A 16,895-nucleotide genomic window follows, 5' to 3' on the forward strand; every position below is an offset into this window, starting at 1 on the left:
CCGGCGGCACCGCAAACGCAACTCCGTAAGCCGACTGAGATACAGAGGCGCAGTGACGGTTTTATTGCAAGCGCTGCTCAACGATGCTGGACCAGCCGATATGTGATCGACGCGTATCGATAGCGGGGCGACAGGCCGACCGATTTGTCCTACAAATCCCCTCGCCTTTTTGCCGGCGCCCCCAGCGGCACCCCTTCAAACAAAATTGCGAGGATCAGACATGGAATACCGCACCCTCGGCCGTTCCGGCCTCAAGGTTTCGACGCTCACGCTCGGCACCATGACCTTCGGCGGCGCCGGTCCGTTCGCCGCCGTCGGCAATTCCGATCTTGCGGAAGCCAAACGCATCATCGACACCTGCATCGATGCCGGCATCAACCTCATCGACACGGCAAACGTCTATTCCAACGGCCTGTCGGAGGAGATCATCGGCGAGGCGCTCGGCGGCAAGCGCAAGAACGACGTGCTGATCGCGTCCAAGGCGCGCATGCGCATCGGCAGCGGCCCGAATGACGAAGGCCTGTCGCGCCACCATCTGATCCGCGAATGCGAAAAAAGCCTGAAGCGGCTCAAGACCGACGTCATCGACGTTTATTTCGTCCACGAGTGGGATGGGCAAACCCCCGTCGAGGAGACGGTCGCGGCGCTCGACACCTTGGTCAACCAGGGCAAGATCCGTTACATCGGCTGCTCCAACTGGTCCGGCTGGCAGGTGATGAAGGCTCTTGCCGTCAGCGACAGCCGCCATCAGGCCCGCTTAGTCACCCAGCAGATCCACTACACGCTGGAAGCGCGCGAGGCAGAATACGAATTGCTGCCGATCTCGGTCGACCAGGGCCTCGGCGTGCTGGTCTGGAGCCCGCTAGCCGGCGGCCTGCTCTCCGGCAAATATCGTCGCGACAGCCCGACCGCGCGCCAGCTTGGCGGCTGGAAGGAGCCGCCGATCCGCGACGAGGACCGCCTGTGGCGCATCGTCGACGTGCTCAACGAAATCGGCAAGGCGCGCGGTGTCTCTGGCGCACAGGTGGCGCTTGCTTGGCTGCTCGGCCGTCCGGCCGTAAGCTCGCTGGTGATCGGCGCCCGCAACGAGGCGCAACTCAAGGACAACCTCGCCGCGGCCAGCCTTTCGCTCGGCGAGGAAGAACGGCAGCGCCTCGACGCGGTCAGCCGGCCGCCGGTGCTTTATCCCTACTGGCACCAGCAGTTCACCGCCAGGGACCGTTTCGGGCCGGCCGATAAGGTGCTCGACCGCTCCCACGCTTAGAGCGTTCCGCCGTTTCACGTAAACGGCGAACCGCTCTAACTCTTTGTTTTCACGCAATTCCGGACGGTAACCGCTCACACTATTCGGCGATAAACCGCCAGACTTCCGCGTCAGGCTTAATCTGCCCGCTCAGCACGAAATATTTATAGAGGACGAGCAGCGAGATCGCCTGCTCGTCCTGTTCATTTCCGAATCTGCGGCAATAGGCATTGGCGGCCGCGGTTATCCGCGCCGCTTCGGCGGGATGCATTTCGAAATAAGCCACCTTCTCGACCAGGTCCGAGAAATCCTGCTCAAGCGGCACATAATGGACATTGGGCTCGACCTGGGCCTCGGCAAACCAGGTTTCATAGGTCGGCTCCGGCATCAGGCAGAGCGAATTGGAGCTCATGATCCATTTGAGGTTCGTCGCGACGTCGTTGCCTTCGAGTGAGACGATATAACGATAGCGCCGCTGCTCCTCGATATTCAGGAAGGGCTTGCGATATCCGTCAGGCGCATCTGCCCTGTGGGAACCCGCGTCGCAGATCGGCAGGTTGGCTGCCTTTTCCACGAAGCGGGTGCGGATAGGATTGTTGAGGTGGCCGCGCCAGACCACCATCGGGCGCTTGGCGGCGAAAGGCAGGCTGTCGGGCGGCATGTAGAAGTGGCGGAACTTGTTCAGCTTCATCAGCACGCCATTGGCGTTGTCGTCGCCGATGGGCCGGTCCTTGACGATCCTCGGGACCTCCGGAACGCCGACGACGTCACCGAATTCGAAATCGATCAGCAGGCCGGGATCGAAGTAGCGGGCGAATTCCTTGAGATCGTAATAGTACATGCTGGACGAGGTCGGCAGCTTGCCGACGGCTTTGGCGTCCGGACTGGGCACGAACGGGTGTTCCAGCTTGTTGTAGTAGTTCAATCGCTCGCGAACCGCCTTGCCCGAGAACCTGGCCTGCTCGAGCCGGCTGGCCAAGCGGTCGCGGAACAGGGACTGCGGTGCGCGGTCACGCGCGAAATTGCGTGCGTAGTAGAACAGCTTTGCGGCGGTTCGAGAGAGTGTGGCCATGCGTCCGCGAGTTCAGCAAGATGATCAATGGTAGTCGGCCTTCATCCCCCTTGTCTCCTACAGCATTCTCCCGGCCATGTTGCAAGCCTGCTAATGCGATTGATCACACGACAACTTACTCGACGACAGCGAAGCCTCTGGCACGCAAGCCGCGCCGGTCGTCATGGAGCGAAGTGACCAGCCGATCGCGACTGCCGGCTATGTGAGCGGAAAGCAGGCGCGCCGCTTCGTCGGCATCACCAGCCCTGGCGGCGGCGAGGATGGCATGATGCTCGGCCCAGGCGCGGCCGAGCGCCTTTTCATCGCGCACCTCCAGCCAGCGCGCCCGCGACAGCCTGGTCATAGCGTCGCGAACGGCCCTGAGCAGGAACTCGTTGCCGGAAAGCCTCGCCAGTTCGATGTGGAAATCCATGCCGACGCGATGCCACTCCTCGCGCGGGGTCTCGGCATCGCAGGAGTCGAGCATCGCCGCGATCACGTCGACCCCGCCACGATCCTCGAGCGCCGCCGTCAGGCGAACCGCCGCGACCTCGACCGCCTCGCGGTAGACGGCGATCTGCCCGAGTTCGGCAAGATTGATCGGCGCCACCGTCCAGCCGCGCCCGTCGCGGCCGATCAGTCCCTCCGTCTCCAGGCGCAGCAATGCGGCCCGCACCGGTGTGCGCGACGCGCCGAACCGGCTTTCGATCCAGCGCTCGGTCAGCCGCTCGCCCGGGCCGATCTCCAGCCCGAGAATCATTTCGCGAAGCTGCCTTTCGACATTCTGCATCTGCGACATCGGCGTCCCGCTTTTTAAAGCCGCATTGACAGCGGCAAGCATGAGGTTCATGACGGATACCAGCTTGGTATACCAAAACGGTATCCACGACAATCCGGATTACCGGCAGGCAAGGCATGGACGAGAAATCTTCCGAACAAGGTGGCTACAACATCCATTGGCGGCGCAACCTCGCCGTCTGCTTCGCCGGCTCGTTCAGCACGCTGATCGCCATGACGCTGCTTCTTCCGTTCCTGCCGCTTTACGTTGAGCAGCTCGGCGCGGAGGGCCATGCGGCGATCGTGCAATGGTCGGGCATCGCCTATGGCGCGACCTTCTTTGCCGCGGCGCTAGTGGCGCCACTATGGGGACGGCTGGGCGACCGCTACGGCCGCAAGCTGATGCTGGTGCGCGCTTCGTTCGGCATGGCGATCTGCATGTCACTGACCGGCATGGTGCAGAGCGTCTGGCAACTGGTGCTGCTTCGGATGCTGATCGGCTTTGCTGGCGGCTATTCGTCGGGTTCCACGATCCTGGTGGCGATGCAGACGCCGAAGGGGCGTTCGGGCTGGGCGCTGGGCGTGCTGGCGGCGGGCATCACGGCGGGCTCGCTCGTCGGACCGCTGCTCGGCGGTCTGCTGCCGCCGCTGATCGGCATCCGCGCGACCTTCCTGCTTTCGGGCGCCGTCATCTTCCTGGCGTTCCTGGCGACGACTTTCCTGATCAAGGAGAACCCGCCGGCGCCCAAGCCCGGTTCGATGGCGAAGACCCAAAGCGGCTGGTCGCAGATCCCTGACAAACGGCCGATCATCGCCATGCTGGCCACCGGCATGCTGCTCGCCTTCGCCAACATGTCGATCGAACCGATCATCACGGTCTATGTGCAGCAGCTCATCGAGGACCAGGGTAAGGTGACCATGGTCGCCGGCGTCGTCATGTCGGCGGCGGCGCTCGGCACCATCCTGTCCTCGTCCTGGTTGGGAAAACTCGCCGACCGCGTCGGGCACTGGAACGTCGTGGTCGGCGCGCTGGCCGCCTCGGCGCTGCTGCTCATCCCGCAGGCCTTCGTCACCAATGGCTGGCAATTGATCGGCCTGCGCTTCCTGATGGGGCTTTCGCTGGGAGGCCTGTTGCCCTGCATCACCAGCGTCATCCGCCACAACATCCCGGACGGCATTGGCGGCAATGTGCTTGGACTGGCTATCTCGGCGCAATATGTCGGCCAGGTCGCGGGGCCGCTGTCGGGCGGCTTCGTCGGCGGGCATTTCGGCATGCGCTCCGTGTTCCTGGGCACGTCGGCGCTGATGGCACTCGGTGCTACCTACAACTGGATTGTCCAGTCGCGCAGGACGCGGCATATGCTGCTCGAAGCCAGCGAATCCTGACGGGTTCGCTTTCCTGGCCGACGGAGTGACCATGAGCCTTTCAGGGATGCCCACGAATGGCGGCCGTCTGCTTGTGCTGGCCGGCGGACTTGCGGGCGCGGCGGGCGTGGCGCTGTCGGCAGCGGCGGCGCATCGCGGCGGCGCCTTCACCGGCACGGCGGCCAATTTCCTGCTGATGCATGCGCCGGTGTTCCTGGTCATTGGCCTTGCCGGCGGCAACCGTTGCATCAGGATCTCCAGCCTGGTGCTGCTCGCCGGCCTGCTGCTGTTCTGCGGCGACCTGCTCGCCCGCGACTTTCTCGGCTCGCGGCTGTTCCCAATGTCCGCGCCGATCGGCGGCACCCTTTTGATCGCCGGCTGGGTGGCGATCGCCGTCTCGGCGTTCTGGCAAGCTCGGTCCTAATTATTTTCGGCTAGCTCGCCGCTTACGCGTGCGCATAGGCGGCTCACGGCGTCGTTCAGGCTGCTCTCTCCCGGGCGTGATGCCCCAATAGTTGCGATAGATGTCTTGAAACAGATGACCAATCGGATGCATAATCGCCTCCTGAGAATTGAATCGATCCAATAAAGTGTGTCAAAAATGGCCGTCGCTCAGCCGCGCTTGCGCTCCACGAAGAAGCGCGGCTCGCGCTTCCAGGGACCAAATCTTCCGCGGCGATTCTCGCTGACGGTGACCGAGGCGATGCCCCAATCGTTTCGGTAGATGTCCTCGAACAGATAGCTCACCGGATGCATGGCACCCTCCTGCTGAAAGCCGCTTCACCATGAAGCGCAGGCTTGGATCGATTCAAAACATAGGCTTTATGCACTTTAAGTCAAGCGGAAATTTGAATCGATCCAACAAAAATGTTAGATGACCAGCAGCAATTCAGCGGTCATGGTCGCGTGATCGGATTCGGAGGAACGACATGGCATCACTCCTCGAAGGCAAGGCAAGACCCATCCGGCTGGCCGACATCGCCAAGGCCGCGGGCGTCTCGCATGGCACGGCCTCGAATGTCTTCAGCCGGCCCGAGATCGTGCGCGCCGAAGTTCGCGAGCGGGTCAAGGCGGTGGCTGAGCAGATGGGCTATGCCGGCCCGGATCCGAAAGGCCGCCTGCTGCGCGCCGGCAGGGTCAACGCCATCGGCGTTGCCACCACCGAGCCCCTCTCCTACTTTTTCGACGACCCGTTTGCGCGCGTCATGATGGCCGGCATTTCCGAAGCCTGCGACGCCACCGGCGCGGGCATCGCGCTGGTATCGGCCGCCAACCAGGAAAAGCTTGCCTGGAACATCCAGAGCGCGCTTGTCGACGGCTTCATCCTGTTCTGCATCGAAGGCGGCTCGCGCCTTGTCGACCTGACGCGCGAGCGCAGGCTGCCCTTCGTTGCGCTCGAGCTCGGCTTCCAGGACGAGACCGTCTCGGCCATCGGCGTCGACAATGTCGCCGGCGCGCGGCTCGCGGCGCGCCATCTGGCCGAACTCGGCCATCGCCGCTTCGCGGTGCTATCGCTGGCCTTTGCCGACAACCGCACCGGCTTTGCCACGCCGGACATCGTGCGCGGCGCGCTCTACACCGGAACGCGCGACCGCCTCGCCGGCTATTTCGAGGAGCTCTCACGCTTCGGCGTCGATACGACGAAAATCCCGGTCTATGAGACCGAGAACGAGGAAAGAAGCACCCGAGCCGGCCTCGAGGCGATCTTCGCCAGGGGCGAGGCGCCGACCGCCATCCTGGCGATGTCGGACCGCATGGCGCTCATCGCCATCGACTGGCTGAAAGCGCGGGGGCTCAGCGTTCCCGGCGATGTCTCGATCGTCGGCTTCGACGGCGTGCCGGACGGCGCGCTGTGCACGCCGCCGCTGACCACGATCGCCCAGCCGATCACCGAGATCGGCCGCCGCGCGGCGCGCATGATCCTCGACCATGACGGCGCGGTGCGGCGCGAGACGATGGGCGTCGAGCTGATCGTCAGAGCCTCGACCGGCCCGGCCCGCAAAGGCTAGAGCGTGTCATCGTTTCGCGGAAACAGCGGAATGCTCTAACTCTTTGTTTTTACGCAATTCCGGACGGAAATCCGGCGACACTTTTCCTGGGATTCCTCTAAGCGAACTCAGTATCCACCCGCCCTCGCCGGCGCCGGCCGCGCGCCGAACGACGGGCGCGCCAGCTCCTCGCGCATCGGCTTGGCGCGAGACGACGGGCCGAGGCCGGCGAGCCATTCGAGATAGAGCGCGAGCGCGAGCTGCATGGCAATGCCGGCTGAGATCAGCAGCGTGTCATAGGCCGGGCCGCCCGGGTTGTTCAGCTTGAGCACCTGCGCCGCCATGGCCAGCAGCGTGCCGGCGATGAACACCGGCAGCGAGCGCTTGCCCAGGATCGCCAGCGGATTGTCGGGCCGGACGCGGAAGATATTCGAGACAGCCGGCAGCGCGACGATCAGATAGCTGACCGAAAGGATGTGCAAGAGCCGTGGCAGCGACAGGAAGGTCTTGTCGAAGCCGCCGATCACCACTGGCAGGTTGAACCAGGTGATCTGGCCCCAGAGCGGGCTGTGCACCCAGATCGCCGCGCCGACGACATAGATGCCGGCGGCGCCCAGCAGCCAGCGATTGACCGGAATCCGCCCGCCCCGCTTCACATGCAGCATGGCGGCAAGGCCGATGTTGAACAGGAACTGCCAGGACAGCGGATTGAGGAACCAGAGCCCGGGCTCGGGATAGTTCGGCGGCGCGATCTGCCAGATGCCGGCGACGAGCCACAGCAGGCCGGACACGATCAGCGCTGGCACCGGCCGATAGCTGACGAACACCACGAAAGCGGGCGCTGCCAGAAGCAGCGCCGCATAGACCGGCAGGATGTTGTTGTAGCCGAGCTGATGGCCGAGCGTGACGATGCCGAGCAGCACCTGCGGCGTGTTCTTCATCAGGGGCTCGATGTTGATCATCGTCAGCATTTCCGGACGGTGCGCGAACACCGCGACGGCGCAAAACAGCGCGATCACCACCATCGTGATGACGATGTGAGAAATATAGAGCACGCCGGCGCGCCGCCACATCTTCAAGGTCGCGAGCAGTCGGCCGCCCGGCTTGAACTTCGTGCCGTAGGCCAGCGCCACCGAGATGCCGGAAATCAGCACGAAGGCTTCGGCCGCGTCGGAGAAGCCGAAATTCTTGTAGGTCCAGTTCTCGAAGACGGTGCCCGGCACGTGGTCGACGAAAATGGTGAGCAGCGCGAGCGCGCGCAGCACGTCGATGCGCGTATCGCGCTCTCCGATACGCATACCGCGATCGTTAGAAACAGGGGTGGTCATCGACAAAAGGCCTCAAAGCTGGTTGTTCATACCCAGCAATGCGACCCCCGGGGCGCACCGCTTCGATTCCTCCCACGGGGGAGTGTATCGGCGAAGAAACGGACCGAAGTGCGCCGGGTTCAATCAACTTTCGCGGAGCGGAAAAATATTATGTTTTGAAGCCGGCAAATCAATGAATCTCTCATGGAATCAAATGGATGTGAGCGTGTCCGAATATAGCGACGAAAACAATGTCCTGTGCGAGGATCTGACATTTGGCTACCGTTTCTTGAAGCCGGAAAACGCCAGCGGCGACTGCCTGTTCGTGCTGCACGGATCGGGTTTGGACGAAACGACCTTGCTGCCACTGGCAAGGCAAATCGCGCCGCGTTCGACGCTTGTCGCGGCGCGCGGTCGCATCCGCCAAGAGGACGGATTTCGCTGGTTCGAGCGAATCACGCCGACCAGCTTCGAGCAGGCTTCCATCCGTGCCGAGACCGCCGCTTATGCCCAGTTCGCGACGGAAGTCGCGCGCCGACATGGGCTCGACCTGAAGCGTGCGACCTTTCTTGGCTACTCGAACGGCGCCAACGTGGTCTCCAGCCTGATGCTGCTTCATCCCGGAGTTGTAAGGCGTGCGGCATTGCTGCGGGCGATGCCGGTGCTCGACAATTCGCCAATGGTGGATCTCAGCGCGACGCAAGTGCTGATCATCGCCGGCGCCGCCGACCAGACCTACGGCCCATTCGCCCCGGCCCTGGTGACGCTGTTCAGCCAGCGCGGCGCCGAGATCGACGCGCGCATCGTTGCCTCGGGTCATGAATTCGGCGACGCGGACGCCGCCATCGTGCGGCAATGGCTGGCCGGCGAAACGGCTGAAGAATGCACAAAACGCTGACAATGACGCCGCCAAATGGCGGCCGGCGTCTCCAAGACGCTCTGGTTGATGGAAGACCTTTGCGAGAAGATGGACTCGGTTGCGCCGAAACCGGGGTAGGCGCCGTCCATAGAAGAAGATTGTGTAGAGGCTATCTGCCCTTCACGCCTTCCTTGCCGACGATTGTGAGCTTCGGTGCCCGGGCTTCCCGGATGATCTTGGCGGCTTCGTCTTTAGTGATGCCGACCTTGCGGGCATAGTAGGCAGCTTCCGCTTCAAGCGCGCCTTCTAGTGGCGCTTCAATAGCCTGGTTTGCTTTCCGTTTCGCCTTCTTCCCCATGATGCGAATCATAGCACATTGTCGGGATTGGCTGAATGCCCGCTCCGCGTCAGCCGCTCAGGCGCGTGACCAAATAGGTGAGGGCCGAAATGGCGGCCGTCGCCGGTAAAGTGACGATCCAGGCAATGACGATGTCGCCGGCTATGCCCCAACGCACCGCGGAGACGCGGCGGGCAGCGCCGACGCCGATGATTGCTCCGGTGATGGTGTGCGTGGTCGAGACGGGGACGCCGAGCCAGGTGGCGGCGAACAAGGTGATCGCACCACCGGTTTCCGCACAGAAACCCTGCATCGGGTTCAGCCGAGTGATCTTGGAGCCCATGGTGTGGACGATGCGCCAGCCGCCGAACAATGTGCCCAGCGCCAAAGCTGACTGGCAGGTGAGGACCACCCATAGCGGCACGTAGAAGGTCCCGCCGAGCATGCCCTGCGAGTAGAGCAGCACCGCGATGATGCCCATGGTCTTCTGCGCATCATTGCCGCCGTGTCCGAGCGAGTAGAGCGAGGCGGAGAAGAACTGCAGGACCCGAAAGGTGCTGTCGACGGCGAAAGGTGTCTGCCGAACGAACAGCCACGAAACCACAAGGACCAGAAGAAGCGCGAGGACAAAACCGGTTGCCGGCGACAGGACGATTGCGGCGACGGTCTTGCCAAGACCCGTCCAGACGATGGCGCCGACGCCTGCCTTGGCAATGCCGGCGCCGACCAGCCCGCCGATCAGCGCATGCGAACTGCTGGAAGGGATGCCGGCTATCCAGGTGACGATATTCCAGACTATGGCGCCGACGAGGGCCGAGAAGATCACCGCCGGGGTGACGATGCTGACGTCGATGATGCCCTTTCCCACAGTCTCGGCGACGTGGAGACCAAAGAACATGAAGGCGATGAAATTGAAGAAAGCCGCCCAGAATACCGCATAATGCGGCCGCAGCACTCGCGTCGAGACGATGGTGGCGATGGAATTGGCGGCGTCATGCAGGCCATTGAGGAAATCGAAGAACAGTGCCACGGCAACGAGACCGACCAGCAGCGGAAAGGCGATTGTGGGTTCCACTATAGGTTCTCAATGACGATGCCGCTGATCTCGTTTGCCACGTCCTCGAAACGGTCGACCACTTTCTCCAGCTGACCATAAATTTCGCTGCCTATCAGATAGGCCATTGGATCGCTGCGCCCGTGGCGCTTGAAAAGATCCTTCAGGCCCTGTTCGTGCAAATCGTCCGCTCGGCCTTCCGCGCGCATGACCTCTTCGGCAATAGCGTTGAGGCGCGTGGTGTGGGCACCGACCTTGCTGAGCAGCGGTATCGCTTCCGCAACCAGCTTGGCGGCGTCGACAATAACGCTCCCCATCTCCTGCATCAGCGGGTCGAATTCCTTCTTCTCGAACAGCTTCACCGTCTTTACGGTCTTGTGCATCATATCGATGGCGTCATCCATCGACTGGATGAGATCCTTGATGTCGCCGCGATCGAAGGGGGTGATGAAAGAGCGTCGCACCGCGAGCAGAACTTCGGCGGTTATGTGATCGGCTTCGTCCTCAAGATCGACGATCTTCTGGCACCAGCGATCGATGTCTTTGCCGTTCAGAAGTTGCTGCAGCGCCTCGGCCCCGCCGACCACGGTGCGCGAATGCCGTTCGAAAAGGTCGAAGAAGCGATCTTCGCGCGGCAGAAGTTTGCGGAACCACCCCAGCATGCTCGACCTCCCGATGTACTGACCCACCACATACCGCCGCATTCCACCGGGGGAAACAGTAAGCCGGCTGAAAGATGTGGATGTGGACGGCTGCAGACGCCGAGATTGCGGCGGTGTTGCCGATGCCCCCGGCCGACGTCATGCTGTCGCTGCTCGCCCAGATGGAAGGTTGAACCAGTCGGGTACTACCCCCGCCCCATACGGTTCCAGGCATCCAGGCCCGCGATCTTGTAGGCTTCGGCCAGCGTCGGGTAGTTGAAGGTGTTGTTGACGAAGAAGTCGACCGTGCCGCCGAGATTGATCACCGCCTGGCCGATATGGATCAGCTCGGTGGCGCCTTCGCCGACGATATGGGCGCCGAGCAGGCGGCGCGTCTCGACCGAGAACAACAGTTTCAGGAAGCCGCTCGAGACGCCCATGATGTGGCCGCGCGAAGTCTCGCGGAAACGCGCCAGGCCGACCTCATAGGCGGCGCCGCTCTCGCGCACCTGCTCTTCCGACAGGCCGACCGTCGAGATTTCCGGCACGGCATAGATGCCATAGGGAAAGCTCTCCGGCGGCGGCGGCAGGTTGACGCCGAAGGCGTGGCATGCCGCCACCCGGCCCTGCTCCATCGAGGTTGAGGCGAGGCTCGGAAAGCCGATCACGTCGCCGGAGGCATAGATGTTGGGCACGCTGGTCTGGAAAGTCTGCGGATCGACCTTGATGCGGCCCCTGGAATCCGCCTCGATGCCGACCTGGTCGAGACCGAGGCTGGCGACGTTGCCGGTGCGGCCGGCGGCATAGAGCACCATCTCAGAGCGGATGGTGCGGCCGTCGGCCAGCGTCACCTCGGCATGGTCGGGTTTCGAGGCGATCTCCTTCACCGTGCTGCCGAGGCGGATGGTCATGCCGCGGTCGCGCATCTGATGGATGAAATCGTCGACGATTTCGCGGTCGATGAAATCGAGGATCGTGTTGCGCGGCTCGACCAGCGTCACCGGCACGTCGAGGGCCGAAAAGATGGTGGCGTATTCGACGCCGATGACGCCGGCGCCGATCACCGTCAGGGTGCGCGGCAGATGGTGGAGTTCCAGCATCTCGTCGCTATCAAAAATGCGCTTCTTGTCGAAAGGCACGTCGGCCGGGCGGTGCGGCCTGGTGCCGACTGCGATTAGCGCGTTGGCAAAGCCAACCTCGCTGTAATCGCCATTGTCAGCGGTCAGGCTGACCTTGTTGGGCGTAAGGAATTTTACCGCGGCGCGCGCGCTTTTCACCGTGTTGCGCATGAACTGGTGCTGCAGCACCTCGACTTCGTGGTCGAGCGTCTTGTGCAGACGCTCGACCAGATCGCTGATGGAAATATCCTGCTTGACCCGATAGCCGCGTCCGTAGAAACCGCGCTCGCGCCAGCCCGAGAGGTTCAGCACCGTCTCGCGCAGCGTCTTCGACGGAATGGTGCCGGTATGCACCGAAACGCCGCCCAGGCGCCGGCCCCTGTCGACCACCAGCACCGACTTGCCAAGCTTGGCCGATTGCACCGCGGCGCGGCGCCCGGAAGGGCCGCTGCCGATGACCAGCATATCGTAGTCCATGTCCCCGCCCTCTTGTGCGCCGCAACAAGCTAGACCGGGAAGAACGTCATGTTCAACTGCCAACACCAGCTCCGCGCGGCCCGAACACTCCAGATACACCAAAAGCATGCGAAACCTTAACCGGACGGCAAGGCTTGACGTGCAATGGTGCCTGACGAGGGGACCACCGGGGTAGCTGAGTTGGCGATTTCCAAGAGTGACGCGATGTCTGGCGCAGAAACGGGTTTTTGGTCCGGGCTGCAAAGCAGCGAGACCCTAACCGACCTGCGCGAGGGCTTGTTTCGTTTCATTGCGCTGGCCGTCGCCGCGATCTTTGTCTATCGCGGCGCGCGCCATTTGGTCATCGATCCGGGCCGGCTGAACATCCTGCTGCTCATGATCTCCGATGCGCTGACTTTTATCTGGCTGCTCCTGGCGCGCCGGCCGATTGTCCGCGACTGGAGCCCTTTCACGGTATTCATCTCGCTGACGGCCGGTTTCGGCTCGGGCTTCGTCTCGCTCCAGGACGGCCTCGCCATCATCCCGCTCTACATCGCGGCGCCGCTGCAGTTCCTGGCTCTTTGGATGGTGATCTGGGGGAAAATGTCGCTCGGCCGTTCCTTCGCCATCCTGCCGGCCAATCGCGGCGTCATCACCGGCGGCGCCTACAGGTTCGTGCGGCACCCGATCTATGCCGGCTATCTGGCGGGGCACATCCTGTTCCTGCTGTCGAGCTTCTCGCTCTACAATTTCACCGTCTACGCCATCATCACCCTGTTCCAGGTCCATCGCATTCTGCGCGAGGAACGCATCCTGGCGCTGACCGAGGAATATCGCGATTACCTTACGCGGGTTCGCTACAGGCTCTTCCCCGGCATCTTCTGACACGGCGCCGCCTGCCGGCGGCGGGCAAGTTCCTTGAATTCCAGGCCGCCCTCACCATCTGAAAAGGGCAGCAGGCATCCCCATGCGGATGCCGCGATCGAGGAATGGACATGAACGCACGCGTATTGGACGGCGAGATCATCACGACCAGGTTCGAGGACACACGCGCTTATCGCGGGGTGCGGACAAGGCGCATCTTTGCGTTCCTCCTCGACTATTTCTTCGTGGCGCTGCTGACCATTCCTTTCGCCATCCTGGTCGCCATTCTCGGGCTGTTGACCTTCGGCCTCGGCTGGGCGCTGTTTTCCGTGCTCGTGCCGATGGTTGCCATCCTCTACATCTGGAACACGCTGGGCAGCCGCGACCAGGCGACCACCGGCATGAAGATCATGGGCATCCGCCTGGAGAAGCTCGACGGCAGCCGCATCGACGGCATGACGGCGGTGGTGCACTCGGTGCTGTTCTGGGCAGGCAACGTCATCCTGACGCCGTTGGTGCTGCTGGTGACGCTGTTCTCCGACCGCAAGCGCACGCTGCACGATCTGTTGCTCGGCACCGTGGTCACCCGAACCGACATCTGACAATGGCCGCGGCGGCATTCATCGAACCACCGCGCCGCCCGTGCTCAACGATGAACAGGCCGGATATGAACAGGCCGGAGCCGTCACGACAGCATAATCCTGTTGAATTTTTCGCCGGCCGGGCCAAAGGTAGGGCGATTCGCAGGAGCGTTTCCAAGATTAGATGACGCAGCATCCGACCCAGTCGCCGCAGTTTTTTCTGACCGCGCCGTCGCCGTGCCCCTATCTGGAGGGACAGTTCGAGCGCAAGGTGTTCACGCACCTTGTCGGCGACAAGGCGCCGGAGATGAATGACCTGCTGACGCAAGGCGGCTTCCGGCGCTCGCAGAACATCGCTTACCGCCCTGCCTGCGAATCGTGCCGCGCCTGCGTGTCCGTGCGCATCCTCGCCCAGGAATTCGACCCAAGCCGCAACATGCGCCGGGTCATCCAGCGCAATGCCGATCTCGTCGGCGCCATGCATGACGCGCAGCCCTCGACCGAACAATACTCGCTGTTCCGCAGCTATCTCGATGCGCGCCACCGCCGGGGCGGCATGTCGGACATGACCGTGCTCGACTACGCGATGATGGTGGAAGACACGCATGTCGACACCAAAATCATCGAATACAGGCGTCGCGGACCGGACACGTTCATCACCGGCAAGGGCCAGGGCGAGCTGATCGCGGTGGCGCTCACCGACAAGATGGCCGACGGCCTGTCGATGGTCTATTCCTACTTCAATCCCGACTTCGAGGACCGTTCGCTCGGCACTTTCATGATCCTCGATCACATCGCCCGCGCCAAGGCGATGGGCCTGCCCCACGTCTATCTCGGCTACTGGGTCAACGGCTCGCGCAAGATGAACTATAAGATGCGCTTCATGCCGCAGGAGCATCTCGGCCCGAAAGGCTGGGAACGCTACGACCACGAAGCGGTCAGTCGCTGACCCGCTTCGCGTTTCATCCTTAAACAGTTTCAAGGAGGAGGACGCTGGTCTTTCGGCCGTCAGGCTGGAAGGACCGACGCATGGCCGCTATGCGCCTCCTCAAGATTGTTGCGAGATAGCCGAGTGTCCACTCATACCGACCACCAGAAAGGTCTCCTGCTCACCGCGCTTGGCGGGGTGACGCTGACCGTCGATATTCCGCTGATCCGACTTGCCCATGGCGAGGCCTGGACGATCCTTCTGCTGCGCACCGGAAGCACGCTCATTGCCGCGCTCGTCATCTGGGCGGTCTGGCGCTCGTTGAGCGACAAGGCACCGCAGCTCGTCCCGGGACGGCTGGGTCTAATGGTCGCCACGCTCTACGGGCTCGGCTCGATTGCCTTCATCACCGCCGTCTATCATACCTCGACCGCCGACCTCGTCTTCATCCTGGCCTTCACCACGATGTTCTCGGCTTTGCTGTCCTGGCTGTTCCTGAGGGAGAGACCGCGGCCGGCGACACTCGCGGCGCTGGCGCTGATGATCGTCGGTGTCGCCATAATCGTCGGCGATTCGATCGGCACCGGGAATCTGTTCGGCGACATCATGGCGCTGTGCTCCGCGCTCTGCGTCGCCTGCGCCATCACCGTCTCGCGGGCGAGCGGCAGGGAGATGGGCTTCACCTCGCTCGTCGGGGTGGTTCTGCCGTTCGCCGTGGCGCTCTTCATGGTGTCGAAGGCCGGCTTTCACGTCGACGCGCCGTGGTGGATCCTCCTCAACGGCGCCGTGATCATGCCGATTGCGTTCTTCTGCCTGGCCAACGGGCCGAAATATATTTCCGGGCCGGAAGTGGCCATGTTCTACCTGCTGGAAACGGTGTTTGCTCCGGTCTGGGTCTGGCTGATCTTCGCTGAAGCGCCTTCGCGAAACAGCCTGATCGGCGGCACGGTCCTTGTCGTGACGCTCGTGGCACATTCGCTGTGGCAATTGCATGAGGGCCGCAAGCGCCGGATGGCACTTGCCGTGGTTCACCCGGCCTGAACTTTTTGCGGCTCGGCGGTCGCTTCGATTTGGGGCGCACCGGCATCGTCGGCGACCGGTGGAATCTCGTCCATCAATTCCACCTCGCGCAGCCACTCGCGCCAGATGGCGACCAGCAGCGCCATCAATACCGGGCCGATGAACAGGCCGAGGAAGCCCATCGTCTTGACGCCGCCGATCAGGCCGAAAAAGGTCGGCAGGAAAGGCAGCTTGATCGGCCCGCCGACCAGCTTGGGCCGCAATGTCTTGTCTACGATGAAGAGCTCGACCGCGCCCCATATGAACAGCGCGGCGCCGGCGAACAGCTTGCCGCTGGCGGCGAGGTAGATCGAGACCAGGGTGAAGGAGAGCGGCGCGCCGCCGGGGATCAGCGCCATGATGCCGGTGAGCGCGCCGAGCGTCACCGGCGACGGTACGCCGGCCAGCCAGTAGGCGATGCCCAGCACAAGCCCCTCGCCGATGGCGATGATGGTCATGCCGGTGACCGTCGAGGAGATGGTCGCCGGCACGACACGCGAGATCCGCTCCCAGCGCGTCGGCAGGATGCGTTCGCCGAGACGATCGACCTGGCCCGCGAAAGCCTCGCCGTCGCGATAGGCGAAGAACAGCGCGATCATCATGAACAGAAGCGTCAGCAACAGGCCGAAGGCGCTGCCGCCGGCGGCCAGGGCGCCGCGATAGATGGTGCCGATGTTGGAGCCGCTGATCAGCTGGATCAATTCGCCGATGCCGCCGGGATGGCCGAGATAGGCCGTCCACTGGTCGTTCAGCCACTGACCGACGACCGGCATGGTGGCGATCCAACCCGGTGTCACCGAGCCGTGCCGGTTGGTCTCGATCGCCCAGGTCACCCATTCGCGCAGCTCGTTGATGGCATAGGTGCCGGCAAGCGCGATCGGCACCACCAGGAAGGCGAGTATGAAGAGGATGGCAAGGGTCGCACCGACGGTGCGATTGCCGCCGACGGCGACAAGCAGCCGGCGATAGAGTGGCCAGCTGGCAAAGGCGATGACCAGCGCGGCCAGCACCGGAAACAGGAAGCCGTGGAAGAAGTAGACGCCGGCGGCGACGATCAGCACCAGGAGCCAGCGCGCCGCCGACAGCGGCGGAATGACGGCCGACCTCAGCGGCGTCGACAGGCCGAACAGGCGCTGCCCCGGCTTCTGGATCTCGGCCCGCTTCAATCCTGCGTTTCTCCCCTGCCCGATGAATTCAAGGAATACCTATGCACCAAGATAGTGCAGCAATCGTGACGATAGTCCAAATGATTGCGCTTCCCCTTCTC

General features: G+C 63.1%; 18 protein-coding genes. 9 read left to right on the forward strand and 9 right to left on the reverse strand.

Translation table 11 applies throughout. The features are described 5' to 3' along the window. Positions 1 to 220: 220 nt before the first annotated feature. Positions 221 to 1,264, forward strand: coding sequence for an aldo/keto reductase (locus tag EN869_RS19195; RefSeq protein WP_127227507.1), 1,044 nt, complete (start codon positions 221 to 223; stop codon positions 1,262 to 1,264). 79 nt (positions 1,265 to 1,343) lie between these two features. Here the strand turns inward: EN869_RS19195 and EN869_RS19200 are convergent, their stop codons facing one another. Next, positions 1,344 to 2,315 carry a glycosyl transferase family 90 gene (locus tag EN869_RS19200; RefSeq protein ID WP_127227506.1) on the reverse strand — a complete coding sequence of 324 codons (972 nt, stop codon included), beginning with the start codon at positions 2,313 to 2,315 and terminating at the stop codon, positions 1,344 to 1,346. 115 nt (positions 2,316 to 2,430) lie between these two features. Then, positions 2,431 to 3,093: a GntR family transcriptional regulator gene (locus EN869_RS19205; RefSeq protein WP_127227505.1), complete on the reverse strand. Its 663-nt coding sequence runs from the start codon at positions 3,091 to 3,093 to the stop codon at positions 2,431 to 2,433. A gap of 116 nt (positions 3,094 to 3,209) precedes the next feature. Here EN869_RS19205 and EN869_RS19210 point away from each other — a divergent pair, with 116 nt between their 5' ends. Both EN869_RS19210 and EN869_RS19215 read left to right on the forward strand, forming a co-directional pair. Next, positions 3,210 to 4,457 (forward strand): MFS transporter, encoded by a 1,248-nt coding sequence (locus EN869_RS19210; protein WP_127227504.1) that lies wholly within the window; start codon positions 3,210 to 3,212, stop codon positions 4,455 to 4,457. Between the two features lie 31 nt (positions 4,458 to 4,488). Beyond that, complete coding sequence (locus EN869_RS19215) at positions 4,489 to 4,860, forward strand: DUF423 domain-containing protein (RefSeq protein WP_127227503.1); 372 nt, start codon at positions 4,489 to 4,491, stop codon at positions 4,858 to 4,860. 188 nt (positions 4,861 to 5,048) lie between these two features. On the opposite strand, the gene EN869_RS34455 is transcribed toward EN869_RS19215, so the two are convergent. Then, on the reverse strand, positions 5,049 to 5,192 hold the full coding sequence (locus EN869_RS34455) for a hypothetical protein (RefSeq protein ID WP_167498584.1): 144 nt from the start codon (positions 5,190 to 5,192) through the stop codon (positions 5,049 to 5,051). A gap of 173 nt (positions 5,193 to 5,365) precedes the next feature. On the opposite strand from EN869_RS34455, the gene EN869_RS19220 reads away from it, so the two are divergent. Further along, positions 5,366 to 6,445, forward strand: a complete 1,080-nt coding sequence (locus EN869_RS19220; protein WP_127227502.1) for a LacI family DNA-binding transcriptional regulator — start codon at positions 5,366 to 5,368, stop codon at positions 6,443 to 6,445. A 107-nt stretch (positions 6,446 to 6,552) separates the two neighbouring features. Here EN869_RS19220 and opgC read toward each other — a convergent pair whose 3' ends face one another. Next, a complete protein-coding gene (gene opgC, locus EN869_RS19225) occupies positions 6,553 to 7,752 on the reverse strand; it encodes an OpgC domain-containing protein (protein ID WP_127227501.1) in 1,200 nt (399 codons plus the stop codon). A 193-nt stretch (positions 7,753 to 7,945) separates the two neighbouring features. Here opgC and EN869_RS19230 point away from each other — a divergent pair, with 193 nt between their 5' ends. After that, entirely contained in the window at positions 7,946 to 8,629 is a 684-nt protein-coding gene (locus EN869_RS19230; protein ID WP_127227564.1) for an alpha/beta hydrolase, read from the forward strand. 130 nt (positions 8,630 to 8,759) lie between these two features. On the opposite strand, the gene EN869_RS19235 is transcribed toward EN869_RS19230, so the two are convergent. The 4 genes from EN869_RS19235 to sthA all read right to left on the reverse strand — a co-directional run bounded on the left by EN869_RS19235 (position 8,760) and on the right by sthA (position 12,217). Beyond that, positions 8,760 to 8,960 carry a hypothetical protein gene (locus EN869_RS19235; protein WP_127227500.1) on the reverse strand — a complete coding sequence of 67 codons (201 nt, stop codon included), beginning with the start codon at positions 8,958 to 8,960 and terminating at the stop codon, positions 8,760 to 8,762. Positions 8,961 to 8,997: 37 nt separating this feature from the next. After that, complete coding sequence (locus tag EN869_RS19240; RefSeq protein WP_127227499.1) at positions 8,998 to 10,002, reverse strand: inorganic phosphate transporter; 1,005 nt, start codon at positions 10,000 to 10,002, stop codon at positions 8,998 to 9,000. Then, positions 10,002 to 10,643, reverse strand: a complete 642-nt coding sequence (locus EN869_RS19245; protein ID WP_127227498.1) for a DUF47 domain-containing protein — start codon at positions 10,641 to 10,643, stop codon at positions 10,002 to 10,004. The genes EN869_RS19240 and EN869_RS19245 overlap by 1 nt, the downstream gene beginning before the upstream one ends. 185 nt (positions 10,644 to 10,828) lie before the next feature. Beyond that, on the reverse strand, positions 10,829 to 12,217 hold the full coding sequence (gene sthA / locus EN869_RS19250) for a Si-specific NAD(P)(+) transhydrogenase (protein ID WP_127227497.1): 1,389 nt from the start codon (positions 12,215 to 12,217) through the stop codon (positions 10,829 to 10,831). Positions 12,218 to 12,421: 204 nt separating this feature from the next. Between sthA and EN869_RS19255 the strand changes: the two genes are divergently transcribed. The 4 genes from EN869_RS19255 (at position 12,422) to EN869_RS19270 (ending at position 15,610) form a co-directional block, all read left to right on the forward strand. After that, positions 12,422 to 13,081, forward strand: coding sequence for an isoprenylcysteine carboxylmethyltransferase family protein (locus EN869_RS19255; RefSeq protein WP_135873462.1), 660 nt, complete (start codon positions 12,422 to 12,424; stop codon positions 13,079 to 13,081). A gap of 110 nt (positions 13,082 to 13,191) precedes the next feature. After that, positions 13,192 to 13,662, forward strand: coding sequence for an RDD family protein (locus EN869_RS19260; RefSeq protein WP_073989170.1), 471 nt, complete (start codon positions 13,192 to 13,194; stop codon positions 13,660 to 13,662). A gap of 163 nt (positions 13,663 to 13,825) precedes the next feature. After that, positions 13,826 to 14,590 (forward strand): arginyltransferase, encoded by a 765-nt coding sequence (locus EN869_RS19265; protein ID WP_127227495.1) that lies wholly within the window; start codon positions 13,826 to 13,828, stop codon positions 14,588 to 14,590. Positions 14,591 to 14,713: 123 nt separating this feature from the next. After that, positions 14,714 to 15,610 carry a DMT family transporter gene (locus EN869_RS19270; protein ID WP_127227494.1) on the forward strand — a complete coding sequence of 299 codons (897 nt, stop codon included), beginning with the start codon at positions 14,714 to 14,716 and terminating at the stop codon, positions 15,608 to 15,610. Here EN869_RS19270 and EN869_RS19275 read toward each other — a convergent pair. Next, complete coding sequence (locus EN869_RS19275) at positions 15,598 to 16,794, reverse strand: AI-2E family transporter (protein WP_127227493.1); 1,197 nt, start codon at positions 16,792 to 16,794, stop codon at positions 15,598 to 15,600. The two genes, EN869_RS19270 and EN869_RS19275, sit on opposite strands and share 13 nt — an antisense overlap. Positions 16,795 to 16,895: the final 101 nt, after the last annotated feature.

Source organism: Mesorhizobium sp. M2D.F.Ca.ET.226.01.1.1, assembly GCF_004022705.2.
Lineage (GTDB): Bacteria > Pseudomonadota > Alphaproteobacteria > Rhizobiales > Rhizobiaceae > Mesorhizobium.

Excerpts from the sequence above, each read along its gene's own strand:
- EN869_RS19195 (WP_127227507.1), top strand. The coding sequence starts at position 221 with ATGGAATACCGCACCCTCGGCCGTTCCGGCCTCAAGGTTTCGACGCTC.
- EN869_RS19200 (WP_127227506.1), bottom strand. The coding sequence starts at position 2,315 with ATGGCCACACTCTCTCGAACCGCCGCAAAGCTGTTCTACTACGCACGC.
- EN869_RS19205 (WP_127227505.1), bottom strand. The coding sequence starts at position 3,093 with ATGTCGCAGATGCAGAATGTCGAAAGGCAGCTTCGCGAAATGATTCTC.
- EN869_RS19210 (WP_127227504.1), top strand. The coding sequence starts at position 3,210 with ATGGACGAGAAATCTTCCGAACAAGGTGGCTACAACATCCATTGGCGG.
- EN869_RS19215 (WP_127227503.1), top strand. The coding sequence starts at position 4,489 with ATGAGCCTTTCAGGGATGCCCACGAATGGCGGCCGTCTGCTTGTGCTG.
- EN869_RS34455 (WP_167498584.1), bottom strand. The coding sequence starts at position 5,192 with ATGCATCCGGTGAGCTATCTGTTCGAGGACATCTACCGAAACGATTGG.
- EN869_RS19220 (WP_127227502.1), top strand. The coding sequence starts at position 5,366 with ATGGCATCACTCCTCGAAGGCAAGGCAAGACCCATCCGGCTGGCCGAC.
- opgC (WP_127227501.1), bottom strand. The coding sequence starts at position 7,752 with ATGACCACCCCTGTTTCTAACGATCGCGGTATGCGTATCGGAGAGCGC.
- EN869_RS19230 (WP_127227564.1), top strand. The coding sequence starts at position 7,946 with ATGGATGTGAGCGTGTCCGAATATAGCGACGAAAACAATGTCCTGTGC.
- EN869_RS19235 (WP_127227500.1), bottom strand. The coding sequence starts at position 8,960 with ATGATTCGCATCATGGGGAAGAAGGCGAAACGGAAAGCAAACCAGGCT.
- EN869_RS19245 (WP_127227498.1), bottom strand. The coding sequence starts at position 10,643 with ATGCTGGGGTGGTTCCGCAAACTTCTGCCGCGCGAAGATCGCTTCTTC.
- sthA (WP_127227497.1), bottom strand. The coding sequence starts at position 12,217 with ATGGACTACGATATGCTGGTCATCGGCAGCGGCCCTTCCGGGCGCCGC.
- EN869_RS19255 (WP_135873462.1), top strand. The coding sequence starts at position 12,422 with ATGTCTGGCGCAGAAACGGGTTTTTGGTCCGGGCTGCAAAGCAGCGAG.
- EN869_RS19260 (WP_073989170.1), top strand. The coding sequence starts at position 13,192 with ATGAACGCACGCGTATTGGACGGCGAGATCATCACGACCAGGTTCGAG.
- EN869_RS19265 (WP_127227495.1), top strand. The coding sequence starts at position 13,826 with ATGACGCAGCATCCGACCCAGTCGCCGCAGTTTTTTCTGACCGCGCCG.